Genomic DNA, 26,573 nt, shown 5'->3' on the forward strand with positions numbered 1-26,573 from the left:
TGTCGCAAAATATGGCGAACCTTAACGGACAAGCATTGTCCGTTAAGGTATATTGTGCGACAACCATATATCTATAATAATCCCTTATGATAGGGGTTGTCAAGAAGCTTTATATCACTCCCCTTATAATTATCAGTTATTTTAAGTTCAAAGGGGATTATTGTATTCTGATTTCTTGATTTAAATAATTATTCAAATCATACCAGCTTTTATTAAACCATGGCTTTGCCTGAAGAGACCACCAAGCGCCAATTTTTTGCCCAATATTTTCAAAAAAGGACTTAAACCATCCATTCCCCTCTCCAAATCGCTTTATTGTTTCAAAAGTTCCTTTAAAGCTGTCTTTTATTTTTTGCCAGAATGACTGGGCATCTTCGCGACTTGGTGGAGACAAGCTTAACCCAGTAGTTGTTGCATTTTGGGCTGCTGACACGAAAGATACAAAATAAGCATTGCCGAATAATAATGCTGCGCAAAACAGCGCAAAAAGAGTAATTTTTAAACCACACTCCCCTTTCATATTTAAATTTATTCTAATTTTTCCTTTGCTTGTTTTAATCTTAGCAATGTTTTTTCTTTTCCCAAAATTTCTGCTATGGCAAATGGCGGGGCTGAGGATTTTTTGCCAGAAAGAGCAACCCTAAAAGGCCATAAAAGATAGCCCTTATCCCCTTCTGGACCCATTTCTGTCGCCTTTTCCACGAGGATTTCCTCAAGATTGTTTCTACCCCAATCATTGGGCTTTATCGCCTCTACGACCCCTTCTAGGGCATCTATTGCCTTCTTAGTGTCTGCCTTTGCCATGTCTTTCCAGAATAGCAATTCCATCTGGTAATCCAATTCTTTTTTAAAGAAAAAATCAACCAATTCTGGCAGTTCAGATAAATATTTTAACCGTTCTTGATATAAGGCAATAATATTCTCCAGCGCAATTGGGTCTATTTTTTCCTTGGTTTCTGTTACCAGATATGTTTCCTCAATTTCTATTCCGCCTATGCCTGCCAAATGTCCACCTGTCTCAAAAATTGGCTGAATCAAATTTGCCTCTATTAAATAAGTGGTAGATAATTCCGTAAGCTTTTTTGGCGACTTGTTACGGATATAAAAGCCGTTTATCCAATCAAGTTTTTGGATGTTAAAAACAGCGGATGATTTTTGACAGTGTTCTAAAGAAAATTCTTCTACCAAATGATTGATTGCGTATATTTCTCTATCAGTATCAGGATTCCACCCCAAAAACGCCATAAAGTTTATCATTGCTTCTGACAAATATCCTTTCTCTCTATATTCATTTACCGACACAGCCCCATGTCTCTTGCTCAATTTACTCCTGTCAGCCCCGAGAATAAGTGGCAAATGCGCGTAGTCGGGATGAGGCAATCCAAGAGCATCCTGTAAAAGAATTTGTTTCGGCGTGTTTGAAATATGGTCTTCGCCCCTGATTACATGGCTGATTTTCATTTCATAATCATCAATCACCGCAGCCAAGTTATATAACGGCGTTTTGATGTCTTTAGCAATAGCCATATCTCCCAATAGAGCGCTGTTGAACTCTATTTTTCCTTTTATTAGGTCTTGAAAAACCACATTTTGAGCTGGAGTTCTGAATCTTATCACTGATGGCCTTCTCTCTTTTAGATATTGTTCAGCAGTTTCTTTTGGAATATCGCTGCATTTTCCGTCATACTTTGGCGCTTGCCCAATACTCATCTGGTATTGGCGCTGGGCTTCTAAGTCCTCCTTACTGCAAAAACAGTAATAAGCAGTCCCCTGCTCCAACATTTTCTTAATATATGATTCGTAAATATCAATTCGTTCGCTTTGTCTATAAGGACCAAAATCCCCGATATATTCTTTAGCGTCATCAGGATTGACTCCTTCATCCCAAGGAATTTTTAGCCATTTTAATCCCTCAAAAACATCGTCTTCATATTCTTTTTGAGAACGCTCTTTATCCGTGTCCTCTATGCGCAAAACAAAACTGCCATTGTATTTTTTGGCAAAAAGATAATTGAATAGCGCAGTCCTGGCTGTTCCAATATGTAAAAATCCTGTTGGCGAAGGCGCTATTCTTACTCTCGGATTTTCAATTTTTTTAGCAATTGCTTCCATAGTTTCATTCTATTTGAATTATCGTTATTTTTCAAGCGCATCTGGATATAAGTATTTTGTCAAGTGTTCAGCGATCGTTTTTGCCGCATCTGGCTTAGCGAACCCCAGGGCTGCCTTGCTCATTGCCAGAAGTTTTTCCGGCTGTGAGAAGATAAGCATTATTTTCGAGAATAAAAGAGCTGGAGTAGGATTTTTGGGCTCCATAATAATTGTAGCTCCAGTAGAAGCATAAGCATTGGCATTTTTCGCCTGATGGTCTTGAGATGATTCTGGCAAAGGAATAATGATGCTCGGCTTTCCTGTTGCAGCGATTTCAAAAATAGCGCCCGAGCCAGCCCTACTGATTATCAAATGAGCTGATTTGTACGCTTGTTTCATCTCGTCTTCTGTTAGGAAATCAAAAAGATGGTATCTTTTCGCCAATTGTTGTTCTTTGATTATTATGTCTGCCATTACTTTTGCTTCTTCGTAATTTTTTAATCCGCATTGATGGATAATCTCAAAGTTTTTAAGCAAATCAGGAAGAGCAGTAAGAGCCAATTCGTTCATCTCCTTGGCTCCTTGCGACCCACCACATATAAATATCACTGGCTTATCTCCGGACAAATTAAATAATTTCTTACCCTCTTCCTTATTGCCTGAAAGCAAATCGCTTCTTATAGGATTGCCAACGCATAACACCTTGGACGGAATAACATTATCAATTTTCGTTTCTTGGAAAGATGTAAAAATAATTGTTGCTGTTTTGGCAAACAATCTTGTTGTTTTGCCAGGCACCATATCTGATTCATGCAAAAACAAAGGGATTTTTAATGCTCTGGCAACGATATTGACTGGTACTGCCCCATAACCACCTTTGCTGAAAACAATATCAGGAGATATTATTCTGACAAAAATAAAGGACTGGATAAATCCAATAGGAATTTTGAATATTAGGTCAATTATATTTTGAATAATGCTTTTTGGAGTGATATATCGTCTGATTTTCCCTGCCAAGATTGCTTTCATCTCAACATTTTCTTTTCTAAGAAGTTCCTGCGTGATTTTTCCATTAGGACCGATAAAATATATCTTGATTTTTTTATCCTTTAAAACAGGACTGTTTTTCAATTCTCTAATAATAGCGATTATCGGGAAAAGATGACCTCCAGTTCCTCCGCCAGTAAAGAGTATTTTCATGTTTTTTAAATTTTTAATTTAAAAATTATTTTTAGGTTGTTTTGATATATTCAACAACAAACCGATTGCTATTAGTTCCATTACTAAATGAGAGCTTCCATAACTCACTAATGGCAACGGAATTCCTGTGAGTGGCAAAATTCCTATCATAGCGCCGATATTAATAAATGCTTGGAGTGTTATCCAAAATGTAATACCTATCGCTATAAGCTTAAAAAATATTTCCGAAGATTGTTTTGCTATTTTAAAACCCTGCCAAGCAAATATCAAAAATAATGATATTAATATGATGGCTCCAATAAATCCTGTTTCCTCTGCAAATACAGCGAATATACTGTCAGTCATTGGAGCAGGAAGAAATCCAGATTTTTGAACGCTCAATCCAAGTCCCTGCCCTATTATGCTGCCAGAGCCAATAGCTATAAGCGCTTGTTTCATTTGGTACCCGATTCCTAATGGTTGGGCGTCAGGCCGCAGGAAAACCAAGAGCCGATTTAGTCGGTATGGCGCGGTCTTGATTAATATAGCCAAGGCCCCGATTCCAGACAAAATCAGCAACCCGGTTTGCCAAAAAGGGGTTTCAGCGCTGAAGTACATTACCAATGTAATCGCTGCGATTGTGGCTAATGTGCTGATGTCCGGCTGTTTGATTAATAGAACGCAGACAACAGTTAAAATTATTATGAATGGCAAAAACAATTGGACCCTTTTTTTATTTTGCTCCTTATGCTTAGTGAGCCAGGCAGCAAGATAGACAATAAAGATTAATTTTAATAATTCGGACGGCTGAATCGTAATTGGTCCCAAGGAGACCCAACGGTTTGCCCCGCCTATTGGTACGCCGATTTTTGGCACGAATACAAGCATCATTAATATTATCACCCCGAAGAGCGCTGGCAGGGATATTTTTCTTAATGACTTTAAATTGATTTTATACGCCAGGAAGCCCAGTATAAGTCCTGGAAAATATCCGTATTTTATTTGGTGCATCAGGTATTGGAAAGAATTTCCATAAACTTTTTGAGATACTGTTAAGGAAACGCTGGCAAGAATCGCAAATCCTAAAATCAATAAAAGAGAGATAGTGAGCGAAAGTATTAGGTCGGGCTTGTTTTTTTGTTTTTTCATTTAGCGAATTGCTTAACGAATTTTTGAAATTGGTCTCCCCTGTCTTTATAGTCCTTGAATATTCCAAAACTTGCGCAACCCGGAGACAGCGCGCAGATTCCTTTTCTGGCAGTATGTTGATAGCATGCCTTGACCGCATCTCTCATATTATCTACAAGAATAAATTTTGGTTTTTCATCTGTTTCACCCATTGTTTCCATAATGGCTTGCTTGATTCTCTTGCCTGCGGGCGGAAAAACAATAATTGTTTTAATGCGGTGTTTGATAATTATTTTGGCTAATGAAGAGAAATTCAGTCCCCTTTCATGGCCTCCCAATATAATGGTCTGTGGGTTGATGGCTTTTATAGCGCTTATGGCAGCGATTGGCTCGGTTGCAAAGCTGTCGTCATAAAAAATAATTTCTTTAAATTTTCCTATTTTCTGTAAACAATGCTTTTGAGTTCTGTAATCAGATATTGATTTTTTGATTTTTGAAAAAGGAATATTAAATAAGCGGGCAGCGCATATTGCAGACATTATATCATATATGAAATGTTCTCCTTGCAGATGAATATCCTTCACTTTTGTAACCTTTTTTCCTTGATAAAATATTGCCTCTTGATTAAAATAGCAGTCGTTTGAATCATCTTTGCCAAAAGTGATTTTTCTGGCTTTGGTTTTTTCTGCTAAAGTTTTCAACCGAGGAGAATCAGAATTGAAAATAAAAAAATCGTTTTTTTTCTGCCAAAGGGTAATATTCTTTTTTGCCGCAAAGTATTCTTCGGTGTCTTTGTAATAATCTAAATGCCCCTCATGAATATTTAAAAATATTGCGATATATGGACTCACTTTTATATCCTCTAATTGATGAGAAGATATTTCAAAAATAAATGTTTTTTTGGATTTTCCGTCTTTAAAATAGTTTAAAACCGGCTTCCCGATGTTCCCGATAAGCTCTGCCTCATGATTGCTTTCTTCAAAAATTTTATAAAGCAAGCTCACAGTAGTGCCCTTGCCTTTTGTGGCGGTTACGCCGATAGTTTGTTTTGAATAATTTTGTAGAAAAATATCAGTTTGAGAGGCGATAGTTTGATTATTAGAAATATATGGGGCGAATATTTTTCTAGAGATGCCCGGGGTTTTGATTATAACATCATAATCCCCTATTGATTTCAAATAATTATTCCCTAAATGCAGCTTTGTATTCTCATCTTTCTTGATTTTTCTTTTCAGAGTTTTTGATAATTCTCTAAACTCTAATTTATCTGCTAAGCCAATAATTTTATCAGGAAAAATTTTCCGTAGAAACTTAAAACTTGACTCTCCTTCTCGGCCAAGCCCTAAAATCAGAATTTTTTTGTTTTCAAGCTGTGTTAGCTTCATCTCTTTATTGTTTCGCTTATTTTTTTCAGAACAATAGGTAGGTTGTGCCTTTCTTTTTCAATACAGGACTTAATTATTTTCTTTGATTCAGAGATTGTTCCCACGCATTCAAATGGCTTAAACGCTTTTTCCCCAATCAATTGCTCCATCAATGGGACAAGCTTTTTGTCTTCAAAAAGGTTTTTTCCAAATATTTTTATCATGTCTTTTTTTTCCACAAAAGCATAAAGAGCGCTGAACACAAATAGGCATTTTGCGCACTTCCCGCACCATCTCTTGGATGCGTTTTTTGTTTTATACGCATTATTGCAACTTAAAAAAAATGGGTGATATTGTTTTAATCCAGCAAATTTTTTGATAATCTCTATTTCTGACAACTTCCTCAATGGGCTGTAAATCTTAATATTTTTCAAAAGATATTTTTTAGCGTAATTTTGCATCATTTTTTCAAATTCAGATGACTTTGACCATTGATGGTTTATCCATTTGCCTTGGTATTTTACATTTCCTTCGTCAGCGCTTTTTTCCCATGAAAAAGCAATAGTCCCGTAGTCAAATATTTCCGCCAAAAGGATAGACAAGAAAGAAAGAAACGCTGAAAAAGGCACATGGCCATTTAAGAGCCCTTTCTTGTTAAGGGCGAAGAGCTTGCTATCTAACTTTCTTTCAATAAAAATATTTTCTTTAAGCCGAGCGATTCTTATAATATCTTTTTGCGGTTTAATAGCATTGAGGACAAATGAGCCAATATTCTTTTTTTGTTTGTCAAGCATTTTTAGCGTTACTGGAGCGTCTTTTCCCCCGCCAATAGGAACCAGAACCCTTTTATTATTCAGCTTTTTCTCTAATGGTTTGAATTGTGGTTTGTTTTTATTTACTATTATTTCTAAAAATTTTGGTTTTCTGAAATCAATTTTATTTTCATAAAAATACTGGCCCATTCCATTGATAATGATTCTTTTTAAAAAAGTAATCTGTTGTTTATCAAGATTGCCTGCCTCAATCTTTATTATCGGAGAGCAGGTCAATTTCCAATAATTGAGCATTTCAATCAATCCAAGATGGAATACTAAATTATCAATATCTTTGAGTTCTGATTTCTCAATGTTCTTGATTATGATTTCTGTCGTAAATTTCAAATCCGGGTTAATTGAAAAATTAAACCAGATTTTCAAATCTGTTCCGACTGTTTTATAGTCAAATCCCTTATAAACAAATTCTTTATGCTTTTTTTGGATTTCTCCGGCGTTCATTTTGCCTTTTTATTTAGTTAACTATTTTTTAATTCTATCATTTTACCCCTAAATGTCTATTAAGATTGATATTAAAATAGAATTGCCCCGACCTTGCGTCGGGGCAAAACTATTTTCGTAACTTAGATTACCGATTAAATTCGGGTTACTTTCACCGCATTTTCTCCTTTTGGAGAATCAGCTTTTTCGAAAGATACTTTATCACCTTCTCTAAGCTCATCATAGCTTACGCCAACGAGCTCATTACCGTGAAAAAATAAATCTTTCTCTTCGCCTTCGATTGCAATGAATCCGAATCCCTTATCAGTAAGTTTTTTGATTGTTCCTTCCATATAAGTAAAGATTAGATTAATTTATAATTTTTTAAGAGTTCATCCAAAAAGGATTCACTCTAAAGATTAGCGTCCTCAAGAAACTCGACGACTTTTCACTAGACAACTATACTTGTACGTACAGGATAGCACAGCAATTAAATCTTGTCAAATTTTTTACAAAGAAATACCCTTTTTAGCCCAGCAAACGGATGGCGACTCCGATAATGGCGGCAATTAGGCCGATGACCCAGAACCTCATTGTGATTTTGTAATGTGGCCAGCCCTTAGCTTCAAAGTGATAATGAAGCGGAGCAGCCAGAAAAATTTTGCGTTTGAGAAATTTTTTTGATAATTGTTGAAGTATAACTGAACCAGCTTCTGCCACTAAAAGAAGTCCAATAATCGGCAAAACCAAAACCGAATCAGTAAGAAAAGCTACGACCGTAAGGGCAGTGCAAAGCCCCATTGTCCCTGACTCTCCCATATAGAATCTGGCAGGAGGGATATTAAACCAGAGAAATGCGAGTAAAGCGCCTGCAACTACTGCGCAAAAAGCAGCGACATCTATCTGCCCTCTGAAAAGAGCAATAATAGCGTAAGCCCCAAAGATTGTTGAAAAACTGCTTCCAGCCAGACCGTCTATTCCATCTATCACTCCCCCAGCATATACAGCCATCATTACAAACACGAAAAATGGAATATACCAAGCGCCTATTAATAATTCTCCATTTCCAGGGATGTGCAAACTTATCCATCCGAGCTTTGAGTAAAACCACCATCCGCCTATTAGCCCTATTAAAAAAACTGAACCTAAGCGGTATTTTAAACTTAATCCACCGCCAATGTATTTCCCTTTGCCCCTCACCTGAAGCAGGTCATCTACTAATCCAACGATTGATGCTGCTACCATTGCAAATAAAGGCAACCAGGTCTGGGAACGGCTTAAAAAATTTAATTTTTGGATAAATGTGCCGTTAAATTCAGTCAAAAGAAAAAATACAACTGCCAATATCGGCGGAATGGTCCAAATCAAAATTCCTCCCAACCGAGGAGTTTTTACTTCTTGGTCTGAATGAAATTTTTTAAATACAGGCATTTCTTTCCCATCAATAGATTTCTCCCTGCCTGTTTTTTTCCAAAGTTTGTACTTATAAAGAAAGTGAGTAAGAAAAGGCGTCGCTAATATTGCGACGATAAAAGAGATGGCTCCTAATGTTAAAATTTTAAGCACACTAAATGTAAGGTCAGCATTCTGAAGGTTTTGAATTATGCTTATCCCTACCATACGAAAGCAGTATTAATCCAATTAATAATATTTTCCATATCCTTGAATCGGTCGCTTGACCCTAATACTATATTTATAACATGCCCACCATTTTTCGGTTGAGGCATTATCACTAACAGGCATTGCCCGGCAATTGGAGTTTGCCCTGTTTTGGCTCCGAATGTATTGGGGAATTCGCTAAGTAATTTATTGGTGCTTATCGCTTCATGATGAACCCGTCCGTTAGCAAGAGTAATTGGGTATTTTGGGTTTCTAGTAATCTCAAATATTCTTGCTATCTCGGGATTCGTATCTGCTTCTTGAAGAATATGTCTTACCATCATTGCTAAATCATTCGCAGTTGAATAATTATATCCTCCTCCAAAAAAATCAGGGTCCAGACCAATCGGGTCTATAAAATGAGTGTATTTCAAGCCGATTTCCTTAACTTTTTTATTCATAAGATTGACAAACTGTTGTTCTCCCATAATTTCTGCTAAAGCTCTGGCAGCATCGTTGCTTGATTCAATAAGAATTGAGTGAAGCAATTGGTCAACAGTGAATTTTTCACCCACCCAGAATCCGCCAATAATTTCTTCAGTGTCAACAGCTCTTTGGGATATAACAACCTCTTGGTCAAGCTCATAATTCTGCAGAACAATATAGGCAGTGAGCAGTTTAGTCAAGCTGGCGATTGGCATTATTTCGTCAGGCGACTTATCAAATATCATTCGTGGGCTCCCAGAATCAGTCACTAAACTTATGGCTGATTTGGCTTTCAGTCCCTCCAATTCTCCTGTTTTCCAATTCCTAAACGGTTTTAAAAAAGAATAATCCACTGGCGCGCTCACCACGGCAGCAGTATAAATATCTTTCGTTTTTTTCCAATAAAGATATTCATTGGCAATTTTTCCCAAAGCAATACTCCCTGAAATTGAGGCGAGCAATAATCCTCCTGCCACAATATTTTTGGTTTTTGGTAGGTTAAACTTAAATTTTGCCTTTGGATACCAGGTTTCCAAATTCATTTGGTCTAATCTTTTTTTATTATTTTAATTCCGAGTTCTCTTAACTGGTTATCTGAAACAGAAGAAGGAGCGTCCATTACAGAGGTGATGCCAGAAGTAGCAGTTGGAAAAGCAACTGTTTCCCTGATGCTCTTTTCGTTGAGTATGGTTTGTAATAGCCGATCAAATCCCGCGGCAATTCCTCCATGAGGCGGAACGCCATATTCAAATGCTTCTAAAATGTGTCCGAACCTTTCTTCTACTGCTTCTGGTTTATGCCCCAAGACCTCAAATGTTTTCTTTAAAACTTCTCTCTCGTGGGTTCTTATTGAACCGCCCATTACTTCCACTCCATTTAATGCCAAGTCGTATTGTTTAGCAATCAACCCAAGAACCTCTTTTCTTCCTTTTGGGCTCCTCAATTCCTCAACGCTCATTGTTTTGAATTTTTTAAGGTCTTCATCGCCAAGCGCAGTAAATGGGTGGTGGACTGCGTCGATTGAACCATCTTCAAGAACCTCAAACATTGGAAAGTCCAATACCCAACAAAAAGCTAATTCTCCACTCTCCTTATCTTTCCTTAAATCCGGTTTATCGCTTTTATATTTTTTCATCGCTTCTGCGTATGTGATTCTTGGGAAAGGTTTTTCTTGTATCTTTTTATTAAAAATATTTTCTGCTAAATCAATCATCATTTCTTCTATTAGGGCAAAAACATCTTCTTGTTCCACAAAACTCATTTCTATATCCATTTGCGTATGTTCAAATAACCGGTCAGCCCTTAAATCCTCGTCTCTAAACACATGGGGAAATTGGAAATATTTTTCAACACCAGCCACCATCAGTAATTGCTTATATTGCTGTGGGCTTTGAGGCAAGGCATAAAATTTTCCTGACTGTAGGCGGGAAGGCACCAAAAAATCCCTTGCTCCTTCTGGCGTTGACTTAGTCAAAATCGGGGTTTCAATTTCAAGAAATCCCCTGTCACTCAAAAAGTTTCTCATAAAAATAGCTGTCTTTTGGCGGGCAATCAGATTGTTTTTCATTCGCTCTCTTCGCAAGTCAAGATACCTGTATTTTAATCGCTTTTCTTCTTTAATTTCATAGCCATCATTGTCAATCGGGAAAGGCAGTGTTTTTGCTTCAGACAAAACATTGATTTCTTCGGCACATAATTCTATTGCCCCTGTCTCAATATTCTTATTCTCGGTATTGCCTTCTCGTTTTTTGATTGTTCCAGTTATTTCAATCACCCATTCTGGCCTTAATTTTTTCGCTGTTTCTAAAATACTTCCGCTTAAGTTGGGCAAAAAAATCACCTGCAAAAGCCCAGACCTGTCCCGCAAATCAATAAAAATCAGTTTTCCGTGCGAACGGTATGTGTGAATCCATCCTGATACTTTCACTTTTTCGCCAATATGTTGCGAGGTCTCTGCAATAAGCGTCCTTTTCATATTGATGTATTATATTAAATTAATTTTTTAACTAATTCCACAAGTTCTGTCGGCGTATAATCGGTTTTTAGGAAATAATCAGTTGCGCCCAGTTCCTTGGCTTTCTGTCGATATTCCTTGCCTTCTAAATTAGAAAGAATGAGAACAGGGATTTTATTTCCGGACTTGCGTAATCTTTCCAGATACAAAAGACCATTTTCTGCTGGAAGAATGATGTCCAAAACCATTAAATCAATATCTTCATTTTTTAAGATTTCATCCCCGTCTTTGGAGGTTATCGCAGTGATGACTGTTATGTCTTTTGTTTCCCGAAACTTAGTGACATAAATATCTCTCGTCATCTTTTCATCCTCAACCAAAAGTATCTTCTTCATATTTTTGGACGCTCCCCCAAGCGTTTGCTAATGTTTATTTATTTTACACGAAATCAAAAAAAACGCCAGTACAATTAAGCAATGATATTGCGAAAATTAGGAGTTTTGCTATAATTGAATTACTTTTGAAAAATATGCAGAAACAATATGATTTTAAAAAACAGGAACTGAAATGGCAAAAGTTCTGGGAAAAAGAGGGCTTATACAAATTTAATCCTAAAAAATCAGGCAAGATTTTTTCCATAGACACAGACCCGCCTACTTTGAGCGGGAAAATGCATATTGGCCATGTTTCTTCATACACACACGAGGATATTATCGCCCGCTATCACAGGATGAAAGGAGAAAACGTCTTTTTTCCTTTTGGGGTTGATAATAATGGCCTGCCAACTGAAAAATTGGTTGAGTCTATTAATGGCGTTACTTTGTTTGAGGTTGGCAGGAAGAATTTTGTTCAGCTTTGCCAAAAAACGATTAGCAAGATTTTGCCGGAATTTGTCTCTGGTTGGAAAAGAATTGGCGCATCTTGTGATTTCTCAAACATTTACTCAACCATTAGTCCAGAAGTACAGAAAATCAGCCAACAGCACTTTTTGGAACTTTTTAAACAAAATAGGATATACCAGAAAGAATCCCCTACTCTTTTCTGCCCGTCTTGCCAAACCGCCATTGCGCAGGCAGAACTTGAAGACAAGGAAAAGCAAACTATTTTTAATGATATATATTTTGAACTGGAAAACAAAAAGAAAATAATAATTTCAACTACTCGGCCAGAGCTTTTGCCAAGCTGTGTTGCTCTTTTCGTTCATCCGCAAGACAAAAGATATATGGATTTAGTCGGAAAAACCGTTATTGTCCCGCTTTTTAAGCAAAAAGTTAAAATTTTACAAGATAACAAAGTTGATAGAGAAAAAGGAAGCGGAATTGTAATGTGCTGCACATTTGGAGATACCGCTGATTTGGATTGGTATTTTAAACATAATTTACCTTTAAGAATATCAATTACCAAGCAGGGAGAACTTAATGAGCTTGCCAAAGAGTTTAAAGGATTTTCTGTAAAGTCAGCGCGCAAGATGATTATAGAAAAACTTAAAGAAAAGGGACTGCTGGCTTCCCAGAAGACCATCAATCATTCGGTTAATGTCCACGAGAGATGCGGGACAGAAATAGAGATTCTGCCTACCAAGCAATGGTTCATAAAGTATCTTGATTTAAAGGAGCAGTTTTTAAAACAATCGGATAAATTGAATTGGTATCCCAAATATATGAAAATCCGATTGGATAATTGGATTAATGGCCTGCGTTGGGACTGGTGTATTTCAAGACAGAGATATTTTGGTATTCCAATACCAGCTTGGCATTGCAAAAAATGCGGAAAAGTTATTACAGCGTCAATCAATGACTTACCAGTTGACCCGCTTCACTCAAACCCTACAAAAAAGTGCAGCTGTGGGAGCAATGAATTTGTTCCAGAAACAGATGTTTTGGACACTTGGGCAACAAGTTCTCTTTCCCCGCAAATTGCCTTGTCTTTAGTAAAAGACAAGAAAACAAGAGAGAAAATATTTCCAATGTCTTTGAGGCCACAGGCACATGATATTATTAATTTTTGGTTATTTTATACACTTGCCCGTTCTTATCTGCATTACAAAAAACTTCCATGGCATGATGTTTTTATCTCTGGACATGTTCTTGATTCAAAAGGAGAAAAAATGTCTAAATCAAAAGGCAATACAATAGACCCTGAAACGATTCTGGAAGAATATGGCACTGATGCTGTTCGCTATTGGGCAAGCCAAGCAGGAATGGGAGATGATTTTAGATTCAGCGAAGAGGAAATCCGACAAGGCAAAAGGACTGCTACCAAGATTTGGAATGCTTCCAGATTCGCGCTTATGCATTTGACAAATTATTCATTGAAAAGCAGTGATGCCAAAAATTTGGAAGATGAGGATAAATGGATTCTCACAAAACTAAATACTACTGTTAAGGATTATGTTAGCAAAATGGATTCATATCAATATCCGAGAGCCAAGGAGATTATAGACAGCTTTTTCTGGAAGGATTTTTGCGATAATTATCTTGAAATTGTGAAAACAAGGGTTTATGAGCCGAAAAACGAGGAAACATTAAAAGCAGCACAATTTACGATTTATATCGTTGTCTTAGGAATATTAAAACTTTATGCGCCAATTATGCCTTTTGTAACAGAGGAAGTGTATCAGGATTATTTCAGAAAAACAGAAAAAACAAAAAGTATACATTTAACGCTTTTGCCGAATATAGAGAAACAGTTTAATTTCCCAACAGTTGCCAGCGATTTTGAAACAGCGGTTGATGCTATTGCCCAAATCAGAAAATACAAATCAGAGAACCAACTCTCAATGAAGGCAGAGATTGAGTCGGTGTCAATAAAAGTCAAAAACAAAACAAAAATAAAAAAATACTTGCCCTTGATTAGCAAATTAATGTCAGTTAAGGCGATAAAATTAGTATAATTTCCATATATTAATATTACAAAATAAAAACAGCGGAGGACCCGCTGTTTTTATTATTTCATCTTTTGATAATTCAGTATTTCATTTTCATTGATTGTTTGACAAGCGATAGGGTTTCTGTTGCTCTTTATTGATGTCTGTTGAGGAAATAAGGATATAGTTAAAGTAGTTTTTTCCTGCCTTTTTGGATTTGTGCCACAAGTGGTTTGAGCGGAGATAAATCTTCTTTGATCGTTTTCCAAAGAACTTTTTTATCCACGCCGAAATATTCGTGTACTAATTTATTGCGCATTCCGGTCATAATTTTCCATGGAATATCAGAATGTTGTTTTTTTATATCTGAAGGGATACGCCTTGCAGCCTCGCCTATTATTTCGAAGTTTCTAATAGTTGCGTCTACTGTCTTAAGGTCTTTTGAGAATTCGCTAAAATCTAATTTTTCCGTATATCTTTCTATTTTTTCTATTGCCTCAAGAATATCATCAATATATACTTTATAATCCCTTTCAGACATAAACAGTTTCTTTAATGATTCCGTCCTTGATTCTGGATTTAAGCGCATCTTTCATTACTAAATCAACTTTTAGTTTTAGTTGTATTTTTAGATAATTTTCAAGCCCGATGAAGCTGAACAAACTGATTGGTTCCGAGAACTCTACTAAGAGATCTAAATCGCTAGATTTTTTCTGTTTATTTTTTACATAAGAGCCAAAAACACCGATTTTTTTTACTTTAAACTTGTCTTTTAAAATCGGCTCTAATTCTTTAAGGTTTTTTTGAATCTGAATAAGCTTAGCCATACTACTATTATAACTTAATTAAAGGCGATAATCTATGCTCATTGCTTGTTTCACGAGCGCTAGTGTTTCTACTGCTCTTTTTTGGGTCTTTTTTCTCCCTTGTTCCAAAATCTCTTTTATCAAATTTGGTTTTTTGGCAAATTGGCTTCGCTTCTTGCGAATTGGGTCTAAAAATTCGTTCAACATCTCTGCCAACTGTTTTTTGCAGGCAACGCATCCGATTTTGCCTGTTTCGCATAAGGATTTAATGTCCAAAGCTTTTTCTGGGAAAAAAGCTAAATAATATTGATAAATATTACAAATTTCTGGTCTACCCGGGTCATCTATTCGTATTTTTTTAGTATCAGTAATTGCTTTCATCACTTTTTCTTCCACAATCTTGGGACTGTCAGATAAGAATATGGCATTGTTTCTTGATTTTGACATTTTCTGGCCATCTAATCCGGGTAAAGTTGGCGTTTGTCCGATTATTGCTTCTGGGACAGGAAACACTTTGCCGAATAAACGATTGAATGTTGTAGCGATTTCCCTCGTAATTTCAATATGTGGCAATTGGTCTTTGCCCACTGGTACTGCATCAGCTCTTACGCACAAGATATCAGCTGCCTGGGATACAGGATAACCAATAAATCCCAAACTCGCTTTTTTAGTGCCTGACGCTCTTATCTCGTCTTTGACGGTCGGGTTTCTCTCCACTCGCGCCATTGTTATCAGCATTGAAAACAAAAGTGTTAATTCCGCGATTTCCGGTATTTGGGATTGGATAAATATGGTTGATTTACTCGGGTCAATGCCAACAGATAAATAATCCAGCACAATTTCTTTGATGTTTTTTTCTATATTTTCAACCTTAGACAATTGGTCTGATAGAACCTGATAATCAGCAATGATAAAATATGAGTCGTATTTGTCTTGAAGTTCCACTCTGTTTTTAAGCGAACCGACATAATGGCCAAGATGTAATGGTCCAGTCGGCCTATCCCCTGTTAAAATCGTTTTTTTCATAAAATTACTTGACAAATTTTTATTTATTTATTAGGCTTATAACATTACGGAGGTAGCTCAGGGGTAGAGCACTCTTCTAACACCGATTAAGGTAGCGCAATTCTAATCCACCAAGACTGTTGGTGCGAGAAAAGGATAAGCGAACCTAGCTTGATGTCTGGCAGTCACCATGAAGGACTGATAGTCCCAGCTCAAGTTCGGAAGAACAAGAGAGGCCCGGGATTCGAATTCTCGCCTCCGCACCAGCACACTACTAAGAAGTGGCGATAGCTCGCTGGCAAGAGCACTCGGACATATCCGATAGATTGAAGGTTCAAATCCTTCTCGCCACTTCAGCGCATTACAAGGGATCTCTATGAGATCCCTTTTCTCTTTTATTTAAACAACTTAATTTTTTCTTCTACTTTTTTCTGAACTGCTTCAATGACTTTCGGATAAACTTCGTATGGCTTAATTGTTTTCTTTTTTAACTCCTTTTGCAAGGCCTGCTTCCAAACAATTCGCAATTCAGTATTGATATTTATTTTAACAATTCCATTTTTAATGGCTTTCTTGATATCGTTCTCATCAGTCCCTGACCCCCCGTGCAGAACTAAAAATACTTTAATCTCTTTATTGATTTTTTTCAACAAATCAATATTAAGCCTTATTTTATTCCGATATGTTCCGTGAACATTACCAATATTTATTGCCAATGAATCAATGCCAGTGGCTTTTACGAATTTCTTCGCCTTTTCTATATCCTCATAAAATGACTCTTTTGCCTTGAAGCTTTTTTTATGGGTTTCCGAGCTTCCTTTGATTGATTTTATCTCGCCCTCAACCAATACCCCTTTTCTATGCGCATATTCAACGACTTTTCTCGTTTGTTTTATATTCTCCTCGAATTTCAAACCAGACCCGTCAAAGTGAACAGAGTCATATCCGTATTGAATCGCCGTTTTAATGATGTTTATGCTTTTCCCGTGGTCTAAATGCAGAAAAAGATTAGGGTAAGGTTTTCTAAAATTGTCCATAAATTTTCTGATTCCTTCTATGCCCAAAAAATCCGCCTCGCTTTCGCTGGTTCCAAGTATAACAGGGACATTTTTCTTCATTGCTGCCTTGACTATTCCATTAAATTGAACAATTGAGGAAAAATTGAATTGACCTATCGCCCATTTCTCCTTATGAGCTTTCTGTAAAAAATATTTAAGAGAATTATTTTTAGAGCTCATATTTTTTGATTTTAATTTTCTGATACTTCTGACCCTTTTTCAATAATCCGTCTTTTGCTCCCCATTCTTTGACACAAGCAACAGTATTTGCGCTTCCAAATTGGATTGCTTCTATCATGTTTTTCTTTTTTATGAGCCATGCCACAAGGCCAGAACCAAAAGCGTCTCCTGCTCCAGTCAAATCAGAAATCTTACTTTTAAAAACATCCCCTTTATAAACAAATTTTCCGTCAAAAGCCATAAGTCCATTCTCCCCTCCTGTCACGAATAATCCCTTTAAAAATGGTTTGATTTCCCGGAATATATCCTCTGTCTTGCGGTTTCCAAAAAGCATTTTTGTTTCTTTTTCATTAGTAAGCAGGATATCAATTTTTGGCAACAGGGCTTTAAAAGATTTTTTGTACATTTCAATTTGTTCTCTGCTAGGGTTGATAGCCACCTTTATTTTATTCTTATGCGCAAAATCAATAATTTGTTTTGTCTTTTTGGCGCATTCGCCAGCAAGAGGGGCTAAATAAAACCAGTGCGCTTTCAATTTATCAAAATTAAAGTTTTTAGGGATATAATTTGAGGCATCCCTGTAAGCAAGAATGACCTTGCCCTTTTCTTTTTTACTAAGAATAACAGAATGATTTGTGGTTTTATTGTTTAAAGAATTTAGAAATTCTGTTGATATTTTTCGTTTTTTCAAGTCCAAAAGCACAGAAAAACCAGCATAGTCCTTGCCAACGCTCCCACAAAAAGCGACTTTCAATCCTTGTAGGGCAAAAGTCGCTGCAGTATTAGTCCCTCCTCCGCCAGTGCGAATAATCAAATTTTCTACATCCATCTTATCGCCCAATGGAAAGCAGAATTTCCGGTCAAAAAACTCCTTTGAAAAAACGAATATGTCTTCGCTGGCAGACCCAAATGTTATTACATCATATTTTTGCATAATCCTTATATTTATTCATAATCCTTTTTGCTTTTTTCTATTTCCGCCGAGATCGTTTCTCGGCGGATTTCAGTTAGATTCTCCTATTCTATTACTACCTCTTCAAAATCAACTAATTCTTTTTTAAACTTAAGCCAATTATTAACAAATTCTCGGCAACCATCTGCACCTTCCATTATTTTCTCTAAAAATTCCCTATTTGTCAAAGAAGGGAAATTTTTCTTTCCTAAATAATCTGGATAACTTGACCATTTATATTTATTTTCTAAAAAATCAATTGCCGCATCTATGTTTTCTATTTGCACTCCTTTGTTTTTCCATTCCAGAATTATTAATGACATTGGATTTGTGTGTATATAAACAAACACAGTTTCTAATCGCTCTTCTGTCTCGATACGAACTATCCTGTATCTTCCTTGAAAAAGATGTCCATTCCTCTCATATTTTTTATTATAGTAACCACTATAACCTGCTCCAATCTTATGCATTAATTTGCTGATTCCGTTATCGCAAGTTTGTTTTATTAACAAATGAATATGATTTGGCATTAGGCAAAATGCCAAAATTTCTACCAAAAGTTTCCTTTTCTTTCTATTCTCGCCGAGATCGTTTCTCGGCAGAGATAGCGGAGATAAGTTTCTTCTATAATCTCTGGATACTGGATTTTCGTCGTTAAATTCAAAAAGGTTGTTTATCATTCGAAAATAATCTTTATCGCCACGAAAAAGGTCTATCCCCTCTATTGTTCGGGTGACGATATGATATATTTCTCCATTTACTATTTCAGGTCTTTTTGATGGCATTCATCTATTATTGATTCAATCTTGCCGAGAAACGATCTCGGCAGATTGTTTTTTATCTTTTAAGCTTATCAGTGTTTTGACCACAGCGTCAGGGCTTAAAGACATTGATTCAATCCCCTCTTTTGCCAAAAATTCCGCGAAATCAGGAAATGTAGACGGCGCTTCTCCGCAAATGCCCACATATTTTTTCCTTGCCAAACATTTTTTTATCACTATTTTCAATGACTCCTTCACTGCCTCGTTTCTCTCGTCAGCAATATGCGCAATTTGGGCATTGTCCCTATCTATTCCCATTGTAAGCTGGGTCAAATCATTGGACCCAATGCTCATTCCGTCAAAAATATCCAAAAACTTATCAGCTAAAATTACATTAGACGGAATTTCACACATCACATATATTTTCAATCCGTCCTTTTCTTGCTTAAGACCGAATTTCTTCATCAACTCAATTACCCTTGCTCCTTCTTCTGGAGTTCGGCAAAAAGGAACCATCACTGAAACATTTTTTAATCCGAATATATCTCTTACTCTTTTGATTGCTTCGCATTCCATTCCAAATGCAGGCGCATATTTTTCGTCATAATACCGCGAAGCGCCTCTCCAGCCAATCATTGGATTTTCTTCTATTGGCTCGTACTCTTTACCACCTATCAATTGAGCATACTCGTTTGTTTTAAAATCAGAAAATCTAACTATCGCTTCTTGCGGATAAAAAGCAGCTGCAATTTGAGCAATGCCTTCTGCCAACTCCTTTACAAAATATTCCTTTTTGTCCTTATGCTCTACGGTTAATTCTTCAATTTGCTTTTTTAATTTTCCATCCCTTATTTTATTGAAATTATATAGCGCCATTGGGTGACATTTTATTTTCTGTGCGATAATAAATTCTTCTCGCGCCAAACCAACTCCATTTACTGGCAAAAAAGATGTCTTGAAAGCTAATTCTGGCGCTCCGATGTTGACGCTAATTTTTATTTTCGTTTTAGGCACTTTTTTAAGATTGTATACTTTGACTTCATAAGGAATCTTGCCAGCATAAATCCTGCCATTTAATCCTTGGGTGCAGTCAATTGTTATGTATTGTCCGTTCTTTAAAATCTTAGTAGCTTTTTCTGTTCCCACAATACAAGGTATTCCTAATTCTCTGCTTACTATCGCTGCGTGTGCGGTCTTAGAGCCCTCGTCTGTTACAATTGCTGATGCCATTTGCATAACTGGAACCCAATCAGGGTCTGTCATCTTAGTAACCAGAATTTCTCCTTTCTTAAATTCGCTCATCTTCTTTACATCAGAAACAATCCGCACTTTTCCTTCGCCGATTTTATCTCCAATAGCAATACCCTTGAGTATTGGCTCTACTTTGGCATGAATTGAATATTCTGTGTATGTTGTTTTCGTTTCCGAGCGATGAACTGTTTCTGGCCTTGATTGGACAATAAAAAGTTTTCCTGTTTTTCCATCTTTCGCCCATTCCAAATCCTGTGGCATCCATTTTTTATTTAACCCGGAATAATAATCTTCAATCGTGCATGCCCATTTCGCCAAAGTAACAATATCATTATCAGATAAAGAAAATTTTAATTGCTCTTCCTTTTTTACAGGAATTTCTTTTAGTCCGCCATTAACACTATAAATTAGTTTCTTCGTTTTCCTGCCAAGATTTTTGACAATTATGGATTTGTATCCTTCTTTGAGAGTTGGCTTGAAAACGAAAAATTCGTCAGGAGTTATTTGTCCTTTTACAATCATTTCTCCCACTCCCCAGATAGAATTAATTAATACCACATTAGGAAATCCTGTTTCCGTGTCCAATGTGAACATTACACCTGAAGAGCCGATTCCGGAATTGACCATTTTCTGCACACCAACGGATAAGGCAATCTGCAAATGGTCAAAACCCTTCTCCTGCCTGTAAGCAATTGCTCTGTCTGTGAAAAGCGATGAAATACATTTTTTGACTGCTCTTAAAACCTCTTGTTCTCCTTTAATATTTAAATATGTTTCCTGCTGACCAGCAAAACTGGCTGTTGGCAAGTCCTCTGCAGTTGCAGAGCTTCGCACAGCAACAACAACATCTTTCTCTTTGTATATTTGGCAGAGTTTTCTGTAATACTTAATAATCTTCCTTTCCAATTTTTTGGGGAGTTCCGCTCCTAAAATCAATTCCCGAGATTTCTTGCCAGTTTCCTGCAAGCTCTTGATATTATTGGGTTTAAAGTTTTTGAAAACTTTTTTTAATTGGTCATAAACGCCGGTCTCTTTTAAAAAGAGAAAATAGGCATGAGAGGTGAGCGCAAACCCATTCGGAATATTTATTCCTTCAGGAACCAAATGTCTAAACATTTCTCCAAGAGAAGCATTTTTTCCTCCGACTAAAGGAACATCCTTGATTCCAACATTTTTAAACCAAACAATATATTTTTTAAGCATAGATAATTATTAATTACTGATTAATGATTTTATCGCAATCACTGCCCTTCGCGGGTCAGGATAATTCGGGATATGATTCTTTTCCAAAATTTTCACTGCTGGCTCGGTTAATTCACCTCCTATAAAAGCAGCAACAATCGGTTTTTGGGGCCATTTCTTTTGCGCCTCTATTATAATTTTAGCATTTTTAATTGGTTCAGTCATTGTTTGCGGAGTTTGAATTACAATTAAACCATTAATATCTTTTTGAGCCATGATCGCGCTTATAGCAATTTCGTATCTGTTAGAAAGCGCATCCCCGACTATATCCATTGGATTGCTTTTAGAATATCCGGGGTGCATTAGTTTTGAATTCTCTATTTTTTTTAATGTTGCCTGATTTGGTTTAGGCAAATTTATTCCAAATTGATAGCAATAATCAGCAGCAAGGATTCCAGCCCCTCCGCCATTAGTTATGATAGCAATTCCATTTTTGCATTTTGCATGCCATGATAATACCTTGGCAATATCTAAAAGTTCTTCTATAGAGGAGACCTCTATAAGTCCAGCTTGTTTAAAAGCAACAGAATATATTTGGCTCTCTCCTGCCAAAGCGCCAGTATGTGAAGAAACCGCTTTTTTTGAATTAGGATTTTTTCCTCCTTTCAAGATTAAAACTGGTTTCTTTATGGCTGTTTCTTTTGCTGCTTCAAAAAATTGTCTGCCGTTTTTCAGTCCCTCTAAATACAGGGCGATTACCTTTGTTTTTGAGTCGTTTTTCGCCCAATTCAAAAAGTCCACCAAATTCAGGCCAGCTTCATTTCCATAAGATATTATGGCAGAAAAACCCCAGGACTTGCCATTTGAGGCATCAATAATAGCGTCTATAAGAGCCCCTGATTGGGATATAAGGGCGATGTTGCCTTTGCTCGGGGTTAGCGGCGCAAAGGAGGCATTGAGCCCTGTACAAGGCCTTAAAATGCCCAAGCAATTAGGGCCCACAAACGCTGTGTTGGCGCGGGTTAAGGCCTGTTTTACCTTATCCTGTAAAACAGCACCTTTTGTGCCTGTTTCAGCAAATCCAGAAGAGATAATAATGACTGATTTTACCTTTTTTTGAATGCATTGTTCTGTTACTTTCAACACGACTTGGGCTGGCACAGCGATTACTGCCAAGTCAATCTCTCCTTTTATTTCCAAAACAGAAGGCAATGTTTTAATGCCAAAAACTTTTTTCCTGTTGGGGTTTACTAAAAAGATTTTTCTCCTCGCCCCGGCTTTGGCGGATGTCTCTTTTCCTGATAATAGATTTTTCACCAATCCCCTGCCCACCGAGCCAATTTTGTCGGTTGCACCGATAACAGCGATTGTTTTTGGATTGAAAAGATAATTTAATTTCATAAGATAATTTTTGCATCAATAACCATTGCCCCTTTCTTGTTCGCTATTACAGGATTCAGGTCAATTTCCTTGATTCTTTGTTCTCTTGAAATCATCAAAGAAAGTGATAATAAAATCTCCTCTAATTTTAGGAGATTAACCAACTCTCTATTCCTATATCCCTTAAGAATTTTATTTCCTTGAATTTCGCTTATCATTTCTTTCGCCTCTTTCTTGTTAATGGGCGCGAGTCGGAACGAAATATCTTTCAATATTTCTACAAATATTCCGCCAAGACCGAAAGCCACTACTGGCCCGAAAACAGAATCTCTTTTGGCGCCAATGATAATTTGCTCTCCAAAAATCATTTTCTGAATAATAATTTCGGTTTTTTTGGCTTTAGCGATTTTCTCAATTTTTACCCACGAAGTTAATAAATCCTTTTCATTTTTAATATCTATAATCACTCCCCAAATATCTGTCTTATGGATTATTTTCGGAGAAAAAATTTTTAAAACCACTGGAAATTCATTCTGTTTTGAAAACAAAATTGCCTCCTTAACGGTTTTAACAATCTTGGCCTTAACTTGCGGAATTTTGTATTTCGCAAGCAGTTTTTTTGTTTCTTCAAGTCCCAGAAGCATATTTTAATTCAAGAGTATATTAATTTCTTTAATTGTATCTCATATTTCCAAAAATGAAAACAAAACCGCAAAATTAGCGGTTTTGTTTTTGTGTAATATAAATATAATTTAGGAAATCTTTTCTTTTTTTCTTTTTTTGTTTTCGGATTCTATGAATTTATGTTTTTCTAAAAATTTTAAAATGGGAGCTCCGCATTTTTCACAAAGTTCAACTATACGAAAAAACCCGACTCCAGCGGTCACCGGTGTTCCTTTAATTTGCTTTTTACATATGTCACATTTGATTATTCTCATAATTTTTTTCCCACAAGCTCCGCAAATTCGGCTAATCGAGCTGCGTAGGCATATTCATTATCATACCAAGCAATCACTTTTACCAAATTCTCATTAACTTTTGTAGATAAAGAATCAATAATTGCAGAATAAGGGTTTCCTTTGAAATCCATTGAAACCAACGGCTCATCTTCAACCGCTAAAATATTCTTTAACTCTTTTTTAGCAGCTGATTTGAAAACAGAATTGACATCCTTTGCTGTTGTCTTTTTATCCACAAGGCAAACAAAATCAATCAGAGAAACTGTTGTAGTTGGCACTCTTATTGCCATACCATCCAACTTGCCTTTCATATTTGGCATAATTTTGCAAATTGCATTTGTTGCTCCTGTTGTAGTAGGAATCATATTCATTCCCGCAGTCCTTGCTCTTCTTAAATCATTATGAACTAAATCAAGTATTCTTTGGTCATTGGTATAACTGTGGACAGTTGTCATAAAGCCCTTTTGAATACCAAAATTGTCATCCAGAACCTTAACAACTGGAGCCAAACAATTAGTAGTACAGGAACCCATATCAACAATATCTTCATCTCCTAAAGCATCGTCGTTCACTCCCATAACATAACCCTTGATATCATCTGTTTTGGCAGGAGCGGAAATAATTACTTTTTTAGCGCCTGCTTTTATGTGTTTTGAGGCGAGTTCTCTTGTCTTAAAAGCGCCCGTGCATTCCAAAACAATATCAACGCCCAAATCCTTCCAAGGAAGTTTTTCTGGGTCTGGTTCAGAAAAAAACTTGGCTTCCACTTTTTTGTCATAGATTCCGTAAGAAGAATCATACTTAAAAAGATGAAGCAAAGTTTCTCGGTCTGCCAAGTCATTTATAGCAACGACCTCAATGTTTAAATCGCTTTGCAGAATATGGCGCAAAGTAAGTCGGCCAATTCTTCCAAAGCCGTTTATAGCTATTTTTACCATGGGCGTTTTTACGAGACCCGGCCTCATCAACGAGGCCGGGTCTCGTTGATTAATCTTTAAGGCGGAGTAACTCCATTATTTTTTGCTTATCAAAACCAATCACAATCTCATCATCAATTTCTGTTACAGGCACTGCCATTTTGCCTGTTTTTTCAAAGATATAGTTTTGCGCCTCCTCATTGTCGCTCACATCAATAACTTCAAACTTTACACCCTTCTCATATAGGAATTGTTTCAATATCTCGCAATAAGGACAACTTGGAGTTGAATATATCTTCACAATAGCCATAACAAATAATTAATAATTATTTATCATTTTTATTCACAGCTTCCTGGGTCAACCGCATTCCCGGTTTCATCTATTATTTGACTGCATTCATCAGGAGCATTATTAAAGGCAGAACAAATAGCATTTTTGTAGTCCTCTGCGCCTCTGGCGCCATCATAAATTATTCCATTGATGACTATGGTTGGAGAACCCGCTATCTTATCTGTCTCCAAACCTTTATGACTAGCTGGATTTTGCACAGAATATTGCTGGCTTGTAAGCTCGCTCTCGTGCGCCAATATATCTGTTGCTTCATTCAGCTCGCATCGCTTAATCCTATCCACATCAACCCCTGCTCCTCTGGCGATTGATTCCCATTTGCTATCAACATCCTGATAAGTCGCTTGGTCATTAATCGCTTCAATAAAATTCCACAATTTATCTGGCTGATATTTCTGGACGCATAATTCTCTTATTCCCTGATTTAACTCCTGAATTCCATGCATTGAACAATACTGTTCTTCTTTATCATAGCAATAGTCGGGAAAATTATAACCTTGATCTTTACTATAAAGGATATAATGAAGCTGTATGTCCACCTTGTCCCCCAAAAGCTTGGCAACAGGACTCATCAGAGCTTCTGCCTGATTGCCATAAGGGCAAAATGACATCACAAACAAACCAACTTCCGGCTTGTCTGTTTGGGTGAGCTCCTTTTCTTCAGGAGGATTCATATCAAAAGAATTGAGAAATAAAATTTTTCCGTCTTTTGTGACATAGACCTTTTCGTTCTGTCCCATAACATCAAATCTTATTTCATAAACGCCGTTCTTTTCATCGCTCCCAGTCAAAGTAAATTCCGTGCCCGGAGAAGCTAAATTTTCTTCAATGTAGGTAATTGCTTTCTGCGCCGCATCATCCTTAGTCAATTCTCCGCTTACTCCTGTGCTATTATTGAAAGTTAGGGCGCCAGGAACGAAATTCTGATACAGCAAAATCGCTAACAAGATTGCCGAAATTCCTCCCAAAAAGATAGTTGATGACCCCTTTTCTTTGTCCATAGTATTAACAGTTAATGATTATTAATTAATTGTCGGTTAATTGTAATTGATAATTTTAACACAATACCTAATTTTTGAAAACCTTTCCTTGATTAATCACCTCTTTGGTGGCTTGCTTAATCTTTTGCGAATCGCCGAGATAGTAATGCTGAATCGGTTTTAGATTTTCATCCAATTCATAAACAAGCGGGATGCCAGTGGGGATATTTAATTTCGGGATTTCTTCGGGAGAGATATTATCAAGATGTCTTATCAATGCTCTCAAGCTGTTCCCATGCGCGCAGATTAAAACCTTTTTTCCTGATTTAATCGCTGGAATTATTTTCTCTTCCCAATACGGGAGCAATCTTTTCTCTGTATCTTTAAGCGATTCAGCTAAAGGGATTTCTTCTTCTTTAAGGTCTTGGTACAAAGGGTCTTTGCCTGGATATCTTTCATCCTCTTCTGTGATGGCTGGCGGTCTTTGGTCATAGCTTCTTCTCCATAACAGAACTTGTTTTTCTCCATATTTTTCAGCTGTATCCGCCTTGTTTAAGCCCTGCAATGCGCCGTAATGCCTTTCATTTAAACGCCAGGACTTTTCCACAGGCATATTTTCCAAACCCATCTCTGCCAAAACAATCTCCAATGTTTTAGTTGCCTTTTTCAAAACTGATGTGAATGCCATATCAAAAAAATATTCTTCTTGCTTAAGGATTTTTCCTGCCTCAATCGCTTCTTGCTCGCCTTTTTCTGTTAGACCAACATCAGTCCATCCGGTAAAGCGATTTTCCTTATTCCAAACACTTTCCCCATGCCTTAATAAAACCAATTTATACATTTTCATCGATAAATTTAAGAGTAAATCATTCT

26 protein-coding genes and 1 tRNA gene are annotated in these 26,573 nt (G+C 36.7%); 2 read left to right on the top strand and 25 right to left on the bottom strand.

Going from position 1 to position 26,573, the window contains the following annotated elements; all coding sequences use genetic code 11:
• Positions 1-157 precede the first annotated feature (157 nt).
• The 11 genes from KJ562_02910 to KJ562_02960 all read right to left on the bottom strand — a co-directional run bounded on the left by KJ562_02910 (position 158) and on the right by KJ562_02960 (position 11,449).
• Positions 158-520 carry a hypothetical protein gene (locus KJ562_02910; protein ID MBU3964641.1) on the bottom strand — a complete coding sequence of 121 codons (363 nt, stop codon included), beginning with the start codon at positions 518-520 and terminating at the stop codon, positions 158-160.
• Between the two features lie 8 nt (positions 521-528).
• Positions 529-2,112: a glutamate--tRNA ligase gene (locus tag KJ562_02915; GenBank protein ID MBU3964642.1), complete on the bottom strand. Its 1,584-nt coding sequence runs from the start codon at positions 2,110-2,112 to the stop codon at positions 529-531.
• A 24-nt stretch (positions 2,113-2,136) separates the two neighbouring features.
• Entirely contained in the window at positions 2,137-3,291 is a 1,155-nt protein-coding gene (murG, locus tag KJ562_02920; protein ID MBU3964643.1) for an undecaprenyldiphospho-muramoylpentapeptide beta-N-acetylglucosaminyltransferase, read from the bottom strand.
• 18 nt (positions 3,292-3,309) lie between these two features.
• Positions 3,310-4,419 carry a putative lipid II flippase FtsW gene (gene ftsW / locus KJ562_02925; GenBank protein MBU3964644.1) on the bottom strand — a complete coding sequence of 370 codons (1,110 nt, stop codon included), beginning with the start codon at positions 4,417-4,419 and terminating at the stop codon, positions 3,310-3,312.
• Positions 4,416-5,783 carry a UDP-N-acetylmuramoyl-L-alanine--D-glutamate ligase gene (gene murD / locus KJ562_02930; GenBank protein ID MBU3964645.1) on the bottom strand — a complete coding sequence of 456 codons (1,368 nt, stop codon included), beginning with the start codon at positions 5,781-5,783 and terminating at the stop codon, positions 4,416-4,418. The genes ftsW and murD overlap by 4 nt, the downstream gene beginning before the upstream one ends.
• On the bottom strand, positions 5,780-7,036 hold the full coding sequence (locus KJ562_02935) for a hypothetical protein (protein MBU3964646.1): 1,257 nt from the start codon (positions 7,034-7,036) through the stop codon (positions 5,780-5,782). Before KJ562_02935 ends, murD begins: the two co-directional genes overlap by 4 nt.
• 134 nt (positions 7,037-7,170) lie before the next feature.
• Positions 7,171-7,368, bottom strand: a complete 198-nt coding sequence (locus KJ562_02940; GenBank protein ID MBU3964647.1) for a cold shock domain-containing protein — start codon at positions 7,366-7,368, stop codon at positions 7,171-7,173.
• Between the two features lie 175 nt (positions 7,369-7,543).
• Positions 7,544-8,635 (bottom strand): phospho-N-acetylmuramoyl-pentapeptide-transferase, encoded by a 1,092-nt coding sequence (locus KJ562_02945; protein ID MBU3964648.1) that lies wholly within the window; start codon positions 8,633-8,635, stop codon positions 7,544-7,546.
• Positions 8,629-9,642: a serine hydrolase gene (locus KJ562_02950; protein MBU3964649.1), complete on the bottom strand. Its 1,014-nt coding sequence runs from the start codon at positions 9,640-9,642 to the stop codon at positions 8,629-8,631. Before KJ562_02950 ends, KJ562_02945 begins: the two co-directional genes overlap by 7 nt.
• Before the next feature lie 5 nt (positions 9,643-9,647).
• Positions 9,648-11,075: an aspartate--tRNA ligase gene (gene aspS / locus KJ562_02955; protein ID MBU3964650.1), complete on the bottom strand. Its 1,428-nt coding sequence runs from the start codon at positions 11,073-11,075 to the stop codon at positions 9,648-9,650.
• Positions 11,076-11,089: 14 nt separating this feature from the next.
• Positions 11,090-11,449, bottom strand: coding sequence for a response regulator (locus tag KJ562_02960; GenBank protein MBU3964651.1), 360 nt, complete (start codon positions 11,447-11,449; stop codon positions 11,090-11,092).
• A 134-nt stretch (positions 11,450-11,583) separates the two neighbouring features.
• Between KJ562_02960 and KJ562_02965 the strand changes: the two genes are divergently transcribed.
• Complete coding sequence (locus KJ562_02965) at positions 11,584-13,947, top strand: valine--tRNA ligase (GenBank protein MBU3964652.1); 2,364 nt, start codon at positions 11,584-11,586, stop codon at positions 13,945-13,947.
• Between the two features lie 160 nt (positions 13,948-14,107).
• Here KJ562_02965 and KJ562_02970 read toward each other — a convergent pair whose 3' ends face one another.
• The 3 genes from KJ562_02970 to trpS are packed head-to-tail and all read right to left on the bottom strand — an operon-like array spanning position 14,108 to position 15,752.
• The gene (locus KJ562_02970; protein MBU3964653.1) at positions 14,108-14,461 is read right to left on the bottom strand and encodes a DUF86 domain-containing protein; all 354 of its coding nucleotides are present in this window, start codon (positions 14,459-14,461) and stop codon (positions 14,108-14,110) included.
• Positions 14,454-14,747 carry a nucleotidyltransferase family protein gene (locus KJ562_02975; protein MBU3964654.1) on the bottom strand — a complete coding sequence of 98 codons (294 nt, stop codon included), beginning with the start codon at positions 14,745-14,747 and terminating at the stop codon, positions 14,454-14,456. The genes KJ562_02970 and KJ562_02975 overlap by 8 nt, the downstream gene beginning before the upstream one ends.
• Positions 14,748-14,765: 18 nt before the next feature.
• A complete protein-coding gene (gene trpS / locus KJ562_02980; GenBank protein MBU3964655.1) occupies positions 14,766-15,752 on the bottom strand; it encodes a tryptophan--tRNA ligase in 987 nt (328 codons plus the stop codon).
• A 260-nt stretch (positions 15,753-16,012) separates the two neighbouring features.
• Between trpS and KJ562_02985 the strand changes: the two genes are divergently transcribed.
• Positions 16,013-16,084, top strand: a tRNA-OTHER gene (locus KJ562_02985).
• A gap of 42 nt (positions 16,085-16,126) precedes the next feature.
• Here the strand turns inward: KJ562_02985 and KJ562_02990 are convergent.
• The 11 genes from KJ562_02990 to gpmA all read right to left on the bottom strand — a co-directional run bounded on the left by KJ562_02990 (position 16,127) and on the right by gpmA (position 26,541).
• Positions 16,127-16,969: a class II fructose-bisphosphate aldolase gene (locus KJ562_02990; GenBank protein MBU3964656.1), complete on the bottom strand. Its 843-nt coding sequence runs from the start codon at positions 16,967-16,969 to the stop codon at positions 16,127-16,129.
• Complete coding sequence (locus KJ562_02995) at positions 16,959-17,903, bottom strand: carbohydrate kinase family protein (GenBank protein MBU3964657.1); 945 nt, start codon at positions 17,901-17,903, stop codon at positions 16,959-16,961. The genes KJ562_02990 and KJ562_02995 overlap by 11 nt, the downstream gene beginning before the upstream one ends.
• Positions 17,904-17,986: 83 nt before the next feature.
• On the bottom strand, positions 17,987-18,706 hold the full coding sequence (locus KJ562_03000) for a transposase (protein MBU3964658.1): 720 nt from the start codon (positions 18,704-18,706) through the stop codon (positions 17,987-17,989).
• A gap of 15 nt (positions 18,707-18,721) precedes the next feature.
• Positions 18,722-21,136 (bottom strand): phosphoenolpyruvate synthase, encoded by a 2,415-nt coding sequence (gene ppsA, locus KJ562_03005; protein MBU3964659.1) that lies wholly within the window; start codon positions 21,134-21,136, stop codon positions 18,722-18,724.
• Between the two features lie 9 nt (positions 21,137-21,145).
• Positions 21,146-22,516 (bottom strand): CoA-binding protein, encoded by a 1,371-nt coding sequence (locus tag KJ562_03010; GenBank protein MBU3964660.1) that lies wholly within the window; start codon positions 22,514-22,516, stop codon positions 21,146-21,148.
• Positions 22,513-23,139 (bottom strand): acetate--CoA ligase family protein, encoded by a 627-nt coding sequence (locus KJ562_03015; protein ID MBU3964661.1) that lies wholly within the window; start codon positions 23,137-23,139, stop codon positions 22,513-22,515. Before KJ562_03015 ends, KJ562_03010 begins: the two co-directional genes overlap by 4 nt.
• A gap of 108 nt (positions 23,140-23,247) precedes the next feature.
• Positions 23,248-23,433, bottom strand: a complete 186-nt coding sequence (locus KJ562_03020; protein MBU3964662.1) for a hypothetical protein — start codon at positions 23,431-23,433, stop codon at positions 23,248-23,250.
• The gene (gene gap, locus KJ562_03025) at positions 23,430-24,392 is read right to left on the bottom strand and encodes a type I glyceraldehyde-3-phosphate dehydrogenase (protein ID MBU3964663.1); all 963 of its coding nucleotides are present in this window, start codon (positions 24,390-24,392) and stop codon (positions 23,430-23,432) included. The genes KJ562_03020 and gap overlap by 4 nt, the downstream gene beginning before the upstream one ends.
• Positions 24,393-24,441: 49 nt before the next feature.
• Positions 24,442-24,681 (bottom strand): glutathione S-transferase N-terminal domain-containing protein, encoded by a 240-nt coding sequence (locus tag KJ562_03030; GenBank protein ID MBU3964664.1) that lies wholly within the window; start codon positions 24,679-24,681, stop codon positions 24,442-24,444.
• 29 nt (positions 24,682-24,710) lie between these two features.
• Positions 24,711-25,721 (bottom strand): hypothetical protein, encoded by a 1,011-nt coding sequence (locus KJ562_03035; protein MBU3964665.1) that lies wholly within the window; start codon positions 25,719-25,721, stop codon positions 24,711-24,713.
• A 67-nt stretch (positions 25,722-25,788) separates the two neighbouring features.
• The gene (gene gpmA / locus KJ562_03040; GenBank protein ID MBU3964666.1) at positions 25,789-26,541 is read right to left on the bottom strand and encodes a 2,3-diphosphoglycerate-dependent phosphoglycerate mutase; all 753 of its coding nucleotides are present in this window, start codon (positions 26,539-26,541) and stop codon (positions 25,789-25,791) included.
• Positions 26,542-26,573: the final 32 nt, after the last annotated feature.

It is taken from the genome of Patescibacteria group bacterium (assembly GCA_018900835.1).
GTDB lineage: Bacteria > Patescibacteriota > Minisyncoccia > Minisyncoccales > PEYH01 > PEYH01.